Source organism: Aquabacterium sp., from assembly GCF_016195855.1.
In the GTDB taxonomy this organism is placed as follows: Bacteria; Pseudomonadota; Gammaproteobacteria; order Burkholderiales; family Burkholderiaceae_C; genus Aquabacterium.
The window spans coordinates 127626-142673 of the sequence record NZ_JACPYU010000003.1 but is presented as its reverse complement, the minus strand read 5'-3'; the positions used below and the strand labels follow the sequence as shown (position 1 = coordinate 142673).

At 62.4% G+C, this 15048-nt stretch carries 13 protein-coding genes and 1 tRNA gene; 8 read left to right on the top strand and 6 right to left on the bottom strand.

Annotated elements, in window-relative coordinates; genetic code table 11:
- Positions 1-14 precede the first annotated feature (14 nt).
- From HY019_RS02260 to HY019_RS02245, 4 genes are all read left to right on the top strand, one after another.
- A complete protein-coding gene (locus HY019_RS02260; RefSeq protein WP_290688041.1) occupies positions 15-782 on the top strand; it encodes a cytochrome c1 in 768 nt (255 codons plus the stop codon).
- A gap of 138 nt (positions 783-920) precedes the next feature.
- A complete protein-coding gene (locus HY019_RS02255) occupies positions 921-1535 on the top strand; it encodes a glutathione S-transferase N-terminal domain-containing protein (protein WP_290688040.1) in 615 nt (204 codons plus the stop codon).
- A 25-nt stretch (positions 1536-1560) separates the two neighbouring features.
- Positions 1561-2187 (top strand): ClpXP protease specificity-enhancing factor, encoded by a 627-nt coding sequence (locus HY019_RS02250; protein WP_290688039.1) that lies wholly within the window; start codon positions 1561-1563, stop codon positions 2185-2187.
- Positions 2188-2235: 48 nt separating this feature from the next.
- Positions 2236-2311: transfer RNA gene (locus tag HY019_RS02245), tRNA-Thr, on the top strand.
- An 85-nt stretch (positions 2312-2396) separates the two neighbouring features.
- Here HY019_RS02245 and HY019_RS02240 read toward each other — a convergent pair.
- From HY019_RS02240 to HY019_RS02215, 6 genes are all read right to left on the bottom strand, one after another.
- The gene (locus tag HY019_RS02240; RefSeq protein WP_290688037.1) at positions 2397-2732 is read right to left on the bottom strand and encodes a hypothetical protein; all 336 of its coding nucleotides are present in this window, start codon (positions 2730-2732) and stop codon (positions 2397-2399) included.
- 134 nt (positions 2733-2866) lie between these two features.
- Complete coding sequence (locus HY019_RS02235) at positions 2867-4282, bottom strand: TolC family outer membrane protein (protein WP_363302122.1); 1416 nt, start codon at positions 4280-4282, stop codon at positions 2867-2869.
- 27 nt (positions 4283-4309) lie between these two features.
- Positions 4310-4963, bottom strand: a complete 654-nt coding sequence (locus tag HY019_RS02230; RefSeq protein WP_290688035.1) for a protein-L-isoaspartate O-methyltransferase — start codon at positions 4961-4963, stop codon at positions 4310-4312.
- A 55-nt stretch (positions 4964-5018) separates the two neighbouring features.
- Complete coding sequence (locus HY019_RS02225) at positions 5019-8177, bottom strand: efflux RND transporter permease subunit (RefSeq protein WP_290688033.1); 3159 nt, start codon at positions 8175-8177, stop codon at positions 5019-5021.
- A 12-nt stretch (positions 8178-8189) separates the two neighbouring features.
- The gene (locus HY019_RS02220; RefSeq protein WP_290688032.1) at positions 8190-9347 is read right to left on the bottom strand and encodes an efflux RND transporter periplasmic adaptor subunit; all 1158 of its coding nucleotides are present in this window, start codon (positions 9345-9347) and stop codon (positions 8190-8192) included.
- On the bottom strand, positions 9344-10117 hold the full coding sequence (locus HY019_RS02215; RefSeq protein WP_290688030.1) for a TetR/AcrR family transcriptional regulator: 774 nt from the start codon (positions 10115-10117) through the stop codon (positions 9344-9346). The genes HY019_RS02220 and HY019_RS02215 overlap by 4 nt, the downstream gene beginning before the upstream one ends.
- A gap of 137 nt (positions 10118-10254) precedes the next feature.
- On the opposite strand from HY019_RS02215, the gene HY019_RS02210 reads away from it, so the two are divergent.
- The 4 genes from HY019_RS02210 (at position 10255) to HY019_RS02195 (ending at position 15046) form a co-directional block, all read left to right on the top strand.
- Complete coding sequence (locus tag HY019_RS02210; RefSeq protein ID WP_290688028.1) at positions 10255-10701, top strand: thioesterase family protein; 447 nt, start codon at positions 10255-10257, stop codon at positions 10699-10701.
- A 139-nt stretch (positions 10702-10840) separates the two neighbouring features.
- Positions 10841-12472, top strand: coding sequence for a 3-(methylthio)propionyl-CoA ligase (locus HY019_RS02205; RefSeq protein ID WP_290688026.1), 1632 nt, complete (start codon positions 10841-10843; stop codon positions 12470-12472).
- A gap of 200 nt (positions 12473-12672) precedes the next feature.
- Positions 12673-13917, top strand: a complete 1245-nt coding sequence (locus HY019_RS02200; RefSeq protein WP_290688025.1) for a branched-chain amino acid ABC transporter substrate-binding protein — start codon at positions 12673-12675, stop codon at positions 13915-13917.
- Between the two features lie 103 nt (positions 13918-14020).
- Positions 14021-15046 carry a branched-chain amino acid ABC transporter permease gene (locus tag HY019_RS02195; protein WP_290688023.1) on the top strand — a complete coding sequence of 342 codons (1026 nt, stop codon included), beginning with the start codon at positions 14021-14023 and terminating at the stop codon, positions 15044-15046.
- Positions 15047-15048: the final 2 nt, after the last annotated feature.

Here is a 15048-nt window from a genome sequence, read left to right as displayed (position 1 = left end):
CAGGAAACACAGACATGAAAAAAATCCTTGCCTCTTTGCTGGCTGCCATCACCCTGTTGTCGGGTGCCGCGCACGCCAATACAGCCCTGGTGCTCGACAAGTTCCCCAAGGAACGTGTGACCGATCTGGCTGCCCTGCAAAACGGTGCCAAGCTGTTCGTGAACTACTGTCTGAACTGCCACGCCGCGGCTTTCATGCGTTTCAACCGCCTGAAGGACATTGGCCTGACCGATCAGCAGATCAAGGACAACATGCTCTTCCCCACGGACAAGGTGGGCGAGGTCATGAAGGTCTCCCTGGATCCGAAGGATGCCAAGGCCTGGTTCGGTGCCGTGCCGCCTGATCTGACCCTGGTGGCCCGTTCGCGCGCCAGCGGCAGTGGTACCGGTGCTGATTACCTCTACACCTACCTGCGCAGCTTCTACCGCGACGACGCCCGTCCGACCGGCTGGAACAACCTGATCTTCCCCAACGTCGGCATGCCGCACGTGCTGTGGGAACTGCAAGGCCAGCGTGCTGCCAAGTTCGTGACAGAAGCCGATCCGCACAACCCTGCCAAGACCGAGCACCACTTCGAAGGTTTCGAGCAGTTGACCCCGGGCAAGCTGTCTCCTCAGGAGTACGACAGCGCCGTGGCTGATCTGGTGGCTTACCTGCAGTGGATGGGGGAGCCCGTGCAGAACCAGCGCACGCGCATTGGCGTGGGCGTGCTGATTTTCCTGGCGATCTTCTTCTTCATCGCATGGCGTCTGAATGCCGCCTTCTGGAAAGACGTGAAGTGATTCAGGCGCCCTCACTGATTCGTCGGTGAGTGCGTTGCTGGCGCAGTGGCCTGCTACAAAGCGGTCACTGCGCTTCGTTGTTTTGTGGTGTCTCTCACCACGAGCCTTTTTAGACTGACTATTAGGAGGCCCACCGCCATGATGGTGCTCTACTCCGGAACGACCTGCCCTTACTCGCACCGTTGCCGTTTTGTGTTGTTTGAAAAGGGCATGGATTTCGAAATCCGTGACGTTGACGTCTTCGCCAAGCCGGAAGACATCGCCCTGATGAACCCGTACAACGAGGTGCCTATCCTTGTTGAGCGCGATCTGATCCTGTACGAATCGCACATCATCAACGAGTACATCGACGAGCGTTTCCCGCATCCTCAGCTGATGCCGGGTGACCCCGTGGCCCGTGCCCGCGTGCGCCTGTTCCTGCTGAACTTCGAGAAGGAACTGTTCTCGCATGTCAACTTGCTGGAGGGCCGTGGTGGCCTCAAGGGCAATGACAAGCAGCTGGAAAGGGCCCGCTCGCAGATCCGCGATCGCCTGACGCAGCTCGCGCCCATCTTCCTGAAGAACAAGTACATGCTGGGCGACGATTTCTCGATGCTCGACGTGGCCATCGCACCGCTGTTGTGGCGCCTGGATTACTACGGCATCGAGCTGTCCAAGAATGCACTGCCGCTGTTGAAGTATGCTGAGCGCATCTTCTCGCGTCCGGCCTACATCGAGGCACTGACGCCATCTGAAAAAGTGATGCGCAAGTGATCCGTTACCGGTCTGAATGAGCAGCATGTCCACTGAACAAGACTCCCAGGGTTCCTCCACGCGGCCGTACCTCATCCGTGCGTTGCACGACTGGTGTACCGACAACGGGTTCACGCCCTATCTGGCTGTTTATGTGGACCGCTCTGTTCAGGTGCCGCAGGAATACGTCAAGAACAACGAGATCGTGCTCAACGTCAGCTTCGAGGCCACAAGCTCGCTGCAGTTGGGTAACGACTACATCGAGTTCAAGGCGCGTTTTGGCGGCATGGCACGCGATATCTGCGTGCCCATCGACCATGTGATCGCGATCTATGCCCGTGAGAACGGGCAGGGCATGGCCTTCCCGGTGCCGACTTCCCTTGGCGGTGAGGGGGTGGATTCACCCTCGTCTCCGGACGAAGGCGGTGATGTGGCGGCCATGCATGCAAGCCTGCCTGCAGACCATCCGGTCGAGCGGGCACCTTCGCTCAAGCTGGCGAAAGCCGGCAAGGGCGAAGGCAAGGAAGGTGCGCCTGCGCCCGTCAAGGATCGCCCCAAGTCGGTCAAACCCGTGGAGATCGAGTCCGTTCCCAAGGCCACTGACCGTGGTGACGATCAGACGGACCCCCCGCCTTCTGGTGGTGGGCGTCCGGCCTTGCGTCGCATCAAGTAAGCCTGATTCCCGTTGTAGAATATGCGCTTCTGATCGGAGACGATCAGGGCCGGCTTAGCTCAGTTGGTAGAGCAACCGCCTTGTAAGCGGTAGGTCGTCAGTTCGAATCCGACAGCCGGCACCAAATCAAAAAAGCCTGCAGCACGTTTGTGTTGCAGGCTTTTGTCTTTGGGGCGTTGCTCAATCGGGCCTTAGGGGCCTCAGCGGCTTCAGGGGTGATCGGCGGTGGGGCAGCGGTAGGCCTTGCCGCTGAGCGAGGTCTCGTCATAGCCCACGTTGGCCTTGTTCCAAACCACGTGTGTGGCACCCATGGCGTCAGCCTGGCGCAGCAGGTTCTGCTTGATGTTGTCGACACCCTTGGGTGCGAAGAAACCGGTGAGCCCCGAGCTGCTGCTGAGCGAGTCAATGAGCTTGCATTGGGTGACCATGTCGGGATTGGCTTCGATCACATGACCGCTGTAGCGTTCATGATGTTGGACGCTGCCGCAAGCGGTCAGCATCACGACGGCCGCAGCGGTACAGCTCAAGAGGGGCAGGCGTTTCATGTTGTCTTCCGGTTGTTTGGGATCACTGGATTCAATGTAGCCCAATCCCGCCTCGACCGACAGGGCGCCAGTATGCGCGGGCGCAAGAAAACAGGCCCGCATGAAGCGGGCCTGTGGAGCGGGGTAGGGCCAGCTTACTTGGCAACCAGCTTGTTGAGTTCAACCAGGTCATCGGGCTTGAGTGTGCCGGCTGCCTGCTTGAGCTTGATCGAGCCGACGATCACGTCGTAGCGTGCCTTGTAGAGGTCTTTCTGCGTGGAGCTCACCGCGGTCTGGGCATCCAGCACATCCTTGTTGATGCGCACGCCCACGCGGTAGCCCAGCTGGGTGGCTTCCAGGGCCAGCTTGGCCGAGGCTTCGGCCGCTTCATAGGCCTTGACCTGGGCCAGGCCCGACTGCACGCCAGAGAAGGCCTGGCGGGTGGCCAGGGAGACGCTGCGCTTGGCGTTGTCAACGTCACGCTCGGCCTTGTCGGACAGGGCCAGCACTTCCTTGACGCGGTTCTGGATGGCGCCACCGGCGTACAGGGGCATGTTCAGTTCGACACCAACAGAGGCCGTCGTACCAGAGGTGGTTGTTGCCTGTACTGAACTGGAGTCAATCTTGCTGCGAGACAGGTTGGCCACGGCGTCCAAAGTCGGCCAGTTGCCTGCCTTGGCTTTGTCGATTTCGAGCTTGGCGACCTTCAGGCCCACTTCTGCCTTGCGAACCACAGGCGAGGATGAGGTCTGGGCAACCCAGTCGTCCATCTGGCCGGGGGCCAGGGCGTCAAGGTTGGCGGGGGTCAGCAGCGGGCTGGGTGTGACATCTTTGCGGCCAACCAGTTGGTCCAGGGCAATGCGCTTGACCTGCAGGTCATTGGTGGCGGCAATTTCCTGGGCGGAAGACAGGTCAAACCGGGCCTGGGCTTCGCGGGTGTCGGTGATGGTGGCGTTGCCCACCTCGAAATTGCGCTTGGCCGAGGCCAGTTGCTCGGCCAGCGCCTTTTTGTTGGCTTGTGTGGTGGTCAGCACGTCCTGCGCGGCCAGCACGTCGAAATAGGCCTGGGTCAGGCGGGCAGCCAGGTCGTTTTCGGCGATGGTGAGATCGGCCTTGGCGGCTTCAAGCGATTGCTCGGCCTGGTCCACCTTGGCGGCATCGGCCCTGTTCAGCAGCGGCATCTTGGCAGCCAGGCCGCCTGTTTTGCTGGTGGTGTTGGAGTTGGTCGACGTGTTGCCGCCATAGGCAGCAGCCAGCGCAGGGGGTAGATCGGTCGAGCCGTCGAAGTGGCTGCGTGTGACGGATGCCTTCAAGCCCAGCGAGGGACGCAGCAAGGCATAAGCCTGCTCCACTTGATATTGAACGGAATCGGCCTGTGCCTTGGCCGACAGGTAGGCGGCGTCGTAGCCCTTGGCCGCTTGATACAGGTCCACCAGGCTTTCGGCTTGTGCATGTGTCCAACCCGCCAGGCTCAGCACCGCCGTAGAGGCGGCCAGGGCGAGCGGGCGCCAGCGGGCGGCTACTCGCTGGCCAATGGGCTTGGTGGCCGATTTGACGGACTTGGACATCATGGATTCCTCAATGTTGGGAGAGAGCAGTCAGAACTGGAAGCGGCTGGGCTCGGTGAAACCGGCCAGACGGGGGGCCATGGTGTCGAACAGCACCTGGCTATTGAATTGCACATCGCTCACGCGCGTGAACAAGGTGGCCTGCATGACAGGCTCCTGGCCGACGATGGCCAGCAGGCGGCCGCCGGTTTTGAGCTGGTCCAGCAGGTTCTGCGGCACGGAGGCCACGGAGCCGGTCAGCAAGATGGCGTCGTAAGGCGCCTGTCCGGGAAAGCCGGCCGTGCCATCAGCCTGGACGATTTCGGCGTTGTTCACCGAGGCGTTGCGCAGGTTGGTGCGGGCCTGGGCGGCCAGGCCGGCGTCTGGCTCCAGGCCGATCACGCGCTGGGCCTTGTGGGCCAGCAGGGCGGTGACATAGCCGGTGGTGGCGCCGATCAGCAGCACGGTGTCGCGCTTGCTCAGGTTCAGGTCCTGCACCATGCGGGCTTCGACGCGGGGGGCCAGGAGGGCGCGACCCTGGCTCAGGGGGATTTCCAGGTCCATGAAGGCCTGGGCGCGGTGTTCGGCGGGGACGAAGTCTTCGCGACGAACGGCAGACAGCAGTGCCAGCACCGAGGTGTCCAGGACATCCCAGGGGCGGATCTGTTGCTCGATCATGTTGAAGCGGGCTTGTTCGACATTCATGCTGGGCATCCTACGGGAGACGGTAAGTGAAAGTAATCCGGATAAAACATAGATTTTAAGAAGAGCTGTCGGTTTTCAGTCGCTTTTTGATCCACAAGCTGAAATCGTCCAGAAATGTGTAGATGACCGGCACCACCACCAGGGTCAGCAGCGAGGAGGCGATCACCCCCCCGATCACGGCCTGTCCCATGGGGGAGCGTTGCTCGGAGCCTTCGGTCAGGGCAAAGGCCAGCGGCACCATGCCGAACACCATGGCCAGGGTGGTCATGAGGATGGGGCGCAGGCGCACGCGGGCGGCCATCAGCAGGGCTTCGCGACGGGGCAGGGGCTCGGTGTCGTGGCTGTCGCCGCTGTGGCCCAGGCGGGCGCGGTTGGCAAAGTCCACCAGCAAGATCGCGTTCTTGGTGACCAGTCCCATGAGCATGATGATGCCGATGACCGAGAACATGTTGAGCGTGGAGCCGAACACCAGCAGCGTCAGCACCACGCCGATCAAGGTCAGTGGCAGCGAGCTCATCAGGGCGATGGGCTGCAGGAAGCTGCGGAACTGCGAGGCCAGGATCATGTAGATGAAGACCACGGCCAGGCCCAGCGCAGAGGCGGCGTATTCAAAGGCCTCTTTCATGTCCTTGGTCGAACCGCCAAACCGGTAGTGGTAGTTGGCGGGCCAGGGGGTCTTGTCGAGGATGGTCTTGATGTCGGCCGACACCTCGCCCATGGAGCGGCCGGTCACGTTGGCCGTGATCTCGACCTCGCGGTTGAGGTCGCGGCGGTTGATCTGGGTCGGGCCCAGGCCTTCGACGATGTCGGCTACCTGATTCAGCTTGACGATGCGCGGACGCCCTTGTGCATCCACGCCGGCCACCAGGGGCAGGTTGCGCAGGTCTTCGGCCGTACGCCGGTCTTCGGGGCGCAGGGACACGCGGATGTCGTAGTTCTGCTCGTCGTCGGCCAGCCAGCTGCCCACGGTCTTGCCTTCCACCAAGACCGACAGCGCGTTGCTGATGGTGTCGACATTCAGGCCGAGGTCGGCCGCGGCATCACGGCGCACGCGGATGTCCAGCGTGGGCTTGTTGGGCTTGAGGCTGGTGTCCAGGTCAACCAGGCCGGGCACCTGCTTGAGCTTGTCCAGTGTCTGCTGCGAGAGCTTGCCCAACTCGATCAGGCTGGTGCCCTGGATGGACAACTGGATGGGCTTTTGGCCGCCCACTGCGTCCAGCAGGCCCACATGCGTCACGGTGATGTCGGGCAACTGGCTCAGGGCCTTGCGCAAGGGGGCAGAGAGCTGGTCCACGCTGCGGCTGCGTTGATGGCGGTCTTTCAGGCGGATGTAGACGCTGACCTGGTTGCGGCCCAGTGCGAAACCCGTGTTGATGGTGGACAGCGTGTAGCTGACCTCGGGCATGGCACGGATCAGGGCTTCGACATCGTGCGTGCGGGCCTCGGTGGCTTCCAGCGAGGTGCCTGCCGGGGTATAGAAGTTGACGAAGGTCTCGGAGTAATCGGCCTTGGGGACGAACTCCGTGCCCATGAGGGGCATCAGGGCCAGGCTGCCCACCAGGCTGGCGATGGCCACGAGCATGGTCCACCAGGGGTGGTCCAGGGCCCAGGCGAGGATGCGTTGATACGCGTCGCCCAATGAGTCCGCCCAGTACTCGACCGCGGCGGTGACGCGGCCAATGGTCTTGTCATACAGCGAGCTGGCTGCGACCACGCCTGCATGGCGATGGATGGCTGGGTCATGCCAGATGCTGGAGAGCATGGGGTCGAGCGTGAAGCTCACGAACATCGAGATCAGCACGGCGGCCACGATGGTGATGCCGAACTCGTGGAAGAACTTGCCGATGATGCCGCCCATGAAGCCGATGGGCAGGAACACGGCCACGATGGACAAGGTGGTGGCCAGCACCGCCAGGCCGATCTCCCGGGTGCCGTCCATGGACGCATCCAGTGCGGACTTGCCCATCTGCACATGGCGCACGATGTTCTCTCGTACCACGATGGCATCGTCGATCAGCAGGCCCACGCACAGGCTCAGCGCCATCAGCGTGATCATGTTGATCGAGAAGCCGAAGGCGTACATGAACAGGAAGGTGCCGATGATGGAGATGGGCAGCGTGAGGCCCGTGATGACGGTGGAGCGCCAGGAATTCAAAAACAGGAAGACGATGGCCACGGTGAGCAGCGCGCCTTCGATCAGCGTTTCGCGCACGGTGGATACGCTCACGGCAATGGGGCGGCTGTTGTCGCGGATGACGTCGACCTTCATGCCCGGTGGCAGCTCCTTGTCGACCTGGGCCACCACATCGCGCAGGCCCTTGACCACATCCAGCGTGTTCTCGCCTTGCGCCTTGAGCACTTCCAGGGCCAGCGTGCGCTTGCCGTTGTAGAGCGCGAGGGTGTCGAGTTCTTGCGGGCCATCGACCACATCGGCGACCTGGTTGAGGCGGATGGCCTGGCCGCCGCGCGTGGCCACGATCAGGCGTTCAAAGTCGCGCACGGTCTTCAGGCGCGCATCGATCTGCACGACACGGTCTTGTGCCGTGGTGCGCACGCTGCCGGCAGGCTGGTCCTGATTCTCAAGACGCACGGCATTGGCGACCTGCTCGGCGCGCAAGCCCAGTGCCTGCATGGCCTGGGGCTTGAGGTAGACGTTCACTTGCCGCTTGCGCGCACCCACCAGGTTGACCGAGCCCACGCCGCGCACGTTCTCCAGGCGCTTGCGCAGGATCTGATCGGCATAGGTGGTCAGGGCTTGCTCGCTTTGCGACCCATTGGGCGAGGTCAGGGCCAGCGAGAAGATGGGGCGGTTGGCCGGATCGAAACGCAGCACGCGGGGCTCTTTGACTTCATCGCGCAGGGTGGGGCGGATGGCCGAGAGCTTCTCGCGCACATCGTCGGCGGCGCGGCGGCCATCGACATCCAGGTTGAACTGGACGATGACAACCGAGCTGCCTTCATAAGAGCGCGAATACAGCTGGTTGATGCCCGCCACGGTGTTGACGGCTTCTTCCACCTTGCGCGTGACCTCGGACTCGATGATCTCGGGCGAGGCGCCAGGGTAGTCCAGCTGGATGGCCAGTGTGGGCAGCTCGATGTCGGGGAACTGGTCGACCTTGAGCCGCTGATAGGAAAAGAGCCCGAGCACGACCAGGGCCATCATGACCATGGTCGCCATCACCGGGTTGAGGATGGACAGGCGGGTGAACCACATGGTGTCGGGGGCTCAGTGCGCCGCGGCGGATGAGGCTGGTGCTTGACCCAGGGACACGGCCTGGCCGTCATGCACGGTGCCGGATGCATTGATCAGCACGCGATCGCCGGCCTGCAGCCCTTCGGTGACTTCCACCATGGGGACCTCGTTTGCACCCTTGCCAACATGCGAGCCCAGTTTCACATCGATCTTGCTGACCTTGCCATCGCGCACGCGCAGGACCTGCTCATGGCCGGACTCACGCGTGACGGCAGTTTGCGGCACGCTCAGCGCCTCTTGCTGTGTCAAGGTGATCTCGCCTTGCACGAACAGGCCCTGGCGCAAGGCGGGGTGGGGCTTCAGGGCCAGGTAGACCATGACCGAGCGGGTGTCGGCCGTGGCGCTGGGGTTGATGCGCGCAATGCGCGCGGGCAGGGCGTCCGGCAAGCCTTCCACATGCAGGGTAGCGAGGCTGCCCACGCGCACCTGGGTGACGTCCTGTGGGGTCAAGGGGGCTTGCAGCTCCAGGCTGCCCAGGTCCACGACCTCGACGATGCGGCCATCCACACCAACACGCTCACCCGCCTGCGCAAAGCGTTGCGAGATCTGCCCGGCAATGGGGGCACGCACGACGCTGTCTTTCAGAGACTTGGCGGCCAGGTCTACCGCAGACTGGGCGGCCTCGTACGTGGCCTTGGTGGCGGCTGCATTGGACAGCGAGTTGTCCAGCGCCGTGCGCGAGATGAAGCCTTGTTGCACCAGCGCCTGGTTGTTCTCCAGATTCTGTTGGGCGATCTGCCATTGCGCCTTGGCCGATGCGGCCTGCTGGCGGGCCTGTTGCAGGCGTGTCTCGAACTCCTGCGGGTCCAGCTTGCCGATGACCTGATCGGCCTTGACCTGATCGCCCTCGCGCACGGTCAGGCTCAGCAGCTCGGCTGCGACCTTGGCCTTGACGATGGCCGCGCGCTGCGCCGTCAGGCTGCCCGATACCGGGATGGCGTGCGTGAGCAGGGTGGTGCGCACGTCATGCACATCCTTGCTGCCCAGCGACATCACACCGGCTTGCGCGCTGGCTGTGCTTTGCGCCAGTTCGTTTTGCTGAGCCTTCTTGTGCACGATGGCGCGGCCGATGCCGCCGCCCAGAATCAGCAAGCCTGCTGCCAGGGCGATCCATTTGATGGGTTTGCTCATGTGTCTTGTGGTGACGGCTCGTTGGATGAGACCGGGTGGCGCACTTCCAGGCCACGAAGCAGCAACTCGATCTGGGTCGTCATGAAACGTTCCGGATCAAGCGGCACGGGGTTGGCGGTGCACACCGAGGTGCACTGGCGGTAGAGGATCAGGAACTGGACAGGGGCGATGAGGGCGTGCACCACCGAGGTCACGTCCATGGGGCGGAACTCGCTGCGGTCGATGCCGCGCTGAACGGCGCGTGCCAGCAGGGCATGGCTCGGGGCCACGACTTCATCCACATAGAACTGCGCCAGCTCAGGGAAGTTGCGGGCCTCGGCCATGATCAGCACCAGCAGGCCCGATGCCTTCGAGGCGCCCACACGGGACCACCAGGTGTGGGCCAGCAGGTGCAGCAGGTCTGATGTGCCACCGTCGAATTGGTCCACCAGCTCGTGGCCTTCTGCGATGACCTGGGTCAGGTAGGCGCGCACCACGGCCTTGAACAACTCGTCCTTGCTCGGGTAGTAAAGATAGAGCGTGCCTTTGGAGACGCCAGCCAGTTTGGCCACTTCTTCGGCGCGGGTGGCGGCCAGCCCTTTCTCCACGAACAGGGTGAGGGCGGCTTCCAGCAACTCGTGCGGACGGGCTGCCTTGCGGCGCTGGCGCACGCCAGGCAGCCTGGGGGCGATGGCCGCAACCGCCGCAACGATGGGGCAAGAGGGTGTCTCGCCATCCGAATGATTCGGCGGCAGGGGCAAGGCGGAGGCAGGCGAGGGCGTGCGGCTCAAGACGAGGTTTCCAAGTAACTGACCTGTGGGTCAGTAATGTAGCCGCCTGCCCTTGAGTTGGTCAAACGGCCCCTTGGCTATCATGCCCGCTGACCTGCGCACGGCGCATCGGCATCATCTACTGGACAAGTCAGCTCATGGAACGACCACAAGCACAAGACCGGGCCGCCTATGCCCACTTCAGCACCATCACCACGCGCTGGATGGACAACGACGTCTACGGGCACGTCAACAACGTCACCTACTACAGCTACTTCGACACGGCGGTCAACCGCTACCTGATCGAGGCCGGCGTGCTGGACATCCACCAGGGTGAGGTGATCGGCCTGGTCATCGAGACGCATTGCAATTACTTTGCCTCGCTGGAGTTCCCACGGAACGTGGACGCCGGCATCCGTGTGGGCCATATCGGCAAGAGCAGCGTGCGCTACGAGATTGGTCTGTTCGATGAGGGGGCGCCGCAGTCGGCGGCGGTCGGGCATTTCGTGCATGTGTATGTGGACCGCGCCACGCGCCGCCCGGTCCCCTTGCCCGAGGCCTTCCTGCAGGCCTTGCGCGCCTTGCAGATGCCTGCTGCGACCTGACGTCTTGCATCTGGCCTCGCATGTTTCCTGGATTCAGGGTTATCCCTTTAGGGTTCTCCATTGATCCTGACTTGACTCAGTCTATGATCTTTGGGTCGATCTGAGTCGGCTTGTTTCCTGTTTTTCGGAGGTAGTCCTTATGAGCCTGATGGGCCAAATGATGCACATGCCCTTGATGATCTCGTCGCTGCTCAAGCATGCGTCGCGTCACAACGGTGATGTAGAGATCGTGTCCAAGCGTGTCGAGGGCGACATGCACCGCACCAACTGGAACGAGGTCGAGTTGCGTTCGCGCAAGCTGGCTCAAGCCCTGGATCGCCTCGGCCTGGAGGCGGGTGACCGCGTTGGCACGCTGGCCTGGAACGGCTACCGCCACATGGAGATCTACTACGCGGTCTCCGGCTCGCAGCGCGTCTGCCACACGATCAACCCGCGCCTGTTCCCGCAACAGGTGGCCTGGATCGCCAATGATGCGCAGGACAAAGTCATCTTCGTTGACCTGAACATCTTCCCGCTGGTCGAGAAGCTGGCGCCCTCGCTGCCCACGCTCAAGCACGTGGTGCTGATGTGCGCCCGCGAGAACATGCCGCGCGAATGCGCGCTGCCCAATCTGCACTGCTACGAAGACCTGATCGCGGCCGAAGACGGCAACTACGACTGGCCTTCGTTCGACGAGAACACCGCGGCCAGCATCTGCTACACCTCCGGCACGACCGGCAACCCCAAGGGCGCCGTGTACTCACACCGCTCGACTGTGCTGCACGCGTTCGCCGCTGCATTGCCTGACGCCATGAGCCTGAAGGCCACGGACACCGTGTTGCCCGTGGTGCCCATGTTCCACGTCAACGCCTGGGGGCTGCCTTACACGGCGGCCATGGTGGGCTGCAAGCTGGTGTTCCCTGGTCACCACCTGGATGGCGCTTCGCTGTTCAACCTCTTCGAACAAGAGAAGGTCACCATGAGCGCGGGCGTGCCCACCATCTGGCTGGGCCTGCTGAACCACGTCAAGACCAACAACCTGAAGTTCAGCACCTTCAAGAGCACCATCATTGGTGGCGCAGCTTGCCCGCCCGCGATGATCCGCACGTTCGAGAACGACTATGGCGTCGAGGTGATCCATGCCTGGGGCATGACCGAGTTGTCGCCGCTGGGCACGCTGGGCCGCCTGAAGTCCAAGCACGCCGAGTGGTCCACCGAGGACAAGCAAAAGCTGCTGGAAAAACAGGGCAAGTCGGTCTATGGCATCGACATGCGCATCGTGGACGCCGAGGGCAAGGTGCTGCCATGGGATGGCAAGTCTGCGGGCGATCTGGAAGTGCGCGGCCACTGGGTCATCAGCAGCTACTTCAACATCGACAAGTCGCCGCTGCATGATGGCTGGTTCCCCACGGGCGACGTGGCCACCATCGACCCTGATGGCTACATGCAGATCACCGATCGCTCCAAGGATGTGATCAAGTCCGGCGGCGAATGGATCAGCTCCATCGACCTGGAGAACGCGTTGATGGCCCACCCGGCCGTGCAGGAGGCTGCGGCCATTGCCTGCCACCACCCCAAGTGGGACGAGCGCCCGCTGATGGTCGTGGTCAAGAAGCCTGGTGCTGAGGTGAGCAAGGAAGAGTTGATTGCCTTCTACAAAGGCAAGATCCCCAATTGGCAGACACCAGACGATGTGGTGTTCGTGGACGAGATCCCTCACACGGCCACGGGCAAGATCTCCAAACTGCAATTGCGCGAAAAGTTCAAGGACCATAAGCTGCCTACGGCCTGATCGTTGCCGTAAACACACAGGGCGCCTCGTTATGAGGCGCCTTTTTTTTGCGCACCTCGTGTGTTGTGACGCGCATTGACCGCGCTTGGGCGCGTTTAGGTGCGAGGTGGGGTGGGTGCGGGTCATCCCTGACTGGCACCCTCAATTCAGGGGGGTAAATTGACTCTGCTTACGTTTCAACACGACACGGAGAGATATCAATGCGCTTCCAAGCCCCCCAAGTTCGCACGCTGAGTCTGTTGGTGGCCGCAAGCCTCTCGGCAGGCGCGGCTTTTGCCCAGAAGGGCGAGACAGTGAAGATCGCCTGGATCGACCCTTTGTCGGGCCTGATGGCCAGCGTGGGCCAGAACCAGGTCAAGAGCTTCCAGTTCGTGGCGGAGAAGATCAACGCCAACAACCCCGCGGGCGTCAAGTTTGAAATCGTGAGCATTGACAACAAGCTCAGCCCAGCCGAATCGCTCAACGCCTTGAAGTCGGCCGCCGACCAAGGCATCCGCTACATCGTGCAGGGCCTGGGTTCGGGCTCGGCGCTGGCGCTGGTGGATGGCGTCAACAAGTACAACGAGCGCAACCCCGGCAAGGAAATCGTCTACCTGAACTACGCCGCGGTGGACCCCGATCTGACCAACAGCAAGTGCAGCTACTGGCACTATCGCCTGGACGCCGACACCTCCATGAAGATGGAGGCGCTGACGACCTTCATCAAGGAGCAGAAGGATGTTCAGAAGGTCTACCTGATCAACCAGAACTACGCGCACGGCCAGCAGGTCTCCAAGTTCGCGAAGGCCATGCTGGCGCGCAAGCGCCCTGACATCCAGGTCGTGGGCGACGACCTGCACCCGCTGGCTCAGGTGCGTGACTTCGCGCCGTATGTGGCCAAGATCAAGGCATCGGGCGCTGACACCGTGATCACGGGCAACTGGGGTTCCGACCTGGCCCTGCTGGTCAAGGCCGCCAACGAGGCTGGCCTGAACGTCAAGTTCTACACCTACTACGCCAACTTCGGTGGCACACCGACGGCGCTGGGCAAGGCCGCTGATGGCCGCGTCTACCAGGTGGGCTATGGTCACTACAACATGCCCGGCCTGAACGCGAGCCTGGTCAGCGAGTTCAAGAAGCGCTTCAATGACGACTACTACTCGGCGGCCACTTACTCCGGGCTGGCCCTGCTGTCTGAAGCCATGGCCAAGGCCAAGTCCACCGACCCGCTCAAGGTGGCGGCGGCCATGGAGGGCCTGAAGTTCAAGAGCTTCAACGGTGAAGTGGAAATGCGCAAGACGGACCACCAGTTGCAGCAGCCGCTGTTCATTGCCAAGTGGGCGCCGGTGGATGCCAAGAACAGCTACGACGTCGAGAAGACAGGCATGACCTTCGTGCCGGTGAAGTCGTTCGACGCGTATGTGTCGAGCACCCCGACTTCCTGTCAGATGAAGCGTCCTTCGTGATGCGGGCAGCCTGGGGCATCTTCGATGAGATGCCCAGGCTGTTGAGTCCGGGCAGGCAAGGTGGCGCAGCGCCTGCCCATGTGTCACTCATGCGCCGCGCCTGATGGAAACCTTTGTTGTCTTCTTTCTGAATGGCCTCAGCTATGGGCTGTTGCTGTTCATGCTCAGCTCCGGGCTGACGCTGATCTTCAGCATGATGGGTGTGCTCAACTTCGCGCACACCAGTTTTTACATGCTGGGTGCCTATTTCGCCTACGTGATCACCGGGTTGGTGGGTTTCTTTCCCGCCCTGATCCTGGCGCCTTTGCTGGTGGGCATCCTGGGGGCCGCGTTCGAGCGATACAGCTTGCGCAAGGTCCACGTCTATGGGCATGTGCCTGAGTTGCTCGTCACCTTTGGCCTGTCCTATGTGGTGTTCGAGTGCGTGCGCCTGATCTGGGGGCCGGCCAATGTCGACTACCGGATTCCCGATGCACTCAGCGGCCCCTTGTTCACGATCGCCAACGTCAAGGCGCAAGGCGTGCAGTTCCTGTTGGGGGCGGGTGACCCGGCCATCTGCGGGCCGGCTGCCGGCAACTCGTGTACCCAGTTCCCGCTGTACCGTGGGTTCATGGCCCTGGTGGCCCTGTTCATGCTGGGCGCGCTGTGGCTGCTGCTGACCCGCACGCGCATCGGCCTGATCATCCAGGCCGCACTGACGCACCCTGACATGGCGCAAGCGCTGGGGCACAACGTGCCGCGCGTGATGATGGGCGTGTTCGGTGGCGGTTGCGCGCTGGCCGGCCTGGCCGGTGTGATCGGTGGCAATGCTTTCGTGACCGAGCCCAATATGGCGGCCTCCGTGGGCGCCATCATCTTCGTGGTGGTGGTCGTGGGTGGCATGGGCTCATTGGCCGGGGCCTTCCTGGCCTCCTTGCTGATCGGCCTGCTTCAAACCTTCGCCGTGGTGGCCGATGTGTCGGTGGCCTCGGTCATGCAAAGCCATGGCCAGACGGTGAATTTCGAGCACTGGTCCTACCCGCTGCTCAAGATCACGGTGTCGCAGATGGCGCCAATCCTGCCTTATCTCCTCCTGGTGCTGATCCTGATCTTCAGGCCCAAGGGCTTGTTGGGTACACGTGAGGAGTGATG

What these genes read in the sequence shown, in the direction of transcription:
- HY019_RS02260 (WP_290688041.1), top strand. Translation starts at nt 15, where the DNA reads ATGAAAAAAATCCTTGCCTCTTTGCTGGCTGCCATCACCCTGTTGTCG.
- HY019_RS02255 (WP_290688040.1), top strand. Translation starts at nt 921, where the DNA reads ATGATGGTGCTCTACTCCGGAACGACCTGCCCTTACTCGCACCGTTGC.
- HY019_RS02250 (WP_290688039.1), top strand. Translation starts at nt 1,561, where the DNA reads ATGTCCACTGAACAAGACTCCCAGGGTTCCTCCACGCGGCCGTACCTC.
- HY019_RS02240 (WP_290688037.1), bottom strand. Translation starts at nt 2,732, where the DNA reads ATGAAACGCCTGCCCCTCTTGAGCTGTACCGCTGCGGCCGTCGTGATG.
- HY019_RS02235 (WP_363302122.1), bottom strand. Translation starts at nt 4,282, where the DNA reads ATGATGTCCAAGTCCGTCAAATCGGCCACCAAGCCCATTGGCCAGCGA.
- HY019_RS02230 (WP_290688035.1), bottom strand. Translation starts at nt 4,963, where the DNA reads ATGAATGTCGAACAAGCCCGCTTCAACATGATCGAGCAACAGATCCGC.
- HY019_RS02225 (WP_290688033.1), bottom strand. Translation starts at nt 8,177, where the DNA reads ATGTGGTTCACCCGCCTGTCCATCCTCAACCCGGTGATGGCGACCATG.
- HY019_RS02220 (WP_290688032.1), bottom strand. Translation starts at nt 9,347, where the DNA reads ATGAGCAAACCCATCAAATGGATCGCCCTGGCAGCAGGCTTGCTGATT.
- HY019_RS02210 (WP_290688028.1), top strand. Translation starts at nt 10,255, where the DNA reads ATGGAACGACCACAAGCACAAGACCGGGCCGCCTATGCCCACTTCAGC.
- HY019_RS02205 (WP_290688026.1), top strand. Translation starts at nt 10,841, where the DNA reads ATGAGCCTGATGGGCCAAATGATGCACATGCCCTTGATGATCTCGTCG.
- HY019_RS02200 (WP_290688025.1), top strand. Translation starts at nt 12,673, where the DNA reads ATGCGCTTCCAAGCCCCCCAAGTTCGCACGCTGAGTCTGTTGGTGGCC.
- HY019_RS02195 (WP_290688023.1), top strand. Translation starts at nt 14,021, where the DNA reads ATGGAAACCTTTGTTGTCTTCTTTCTGAATGGCCTCAGCTATGGGCTG.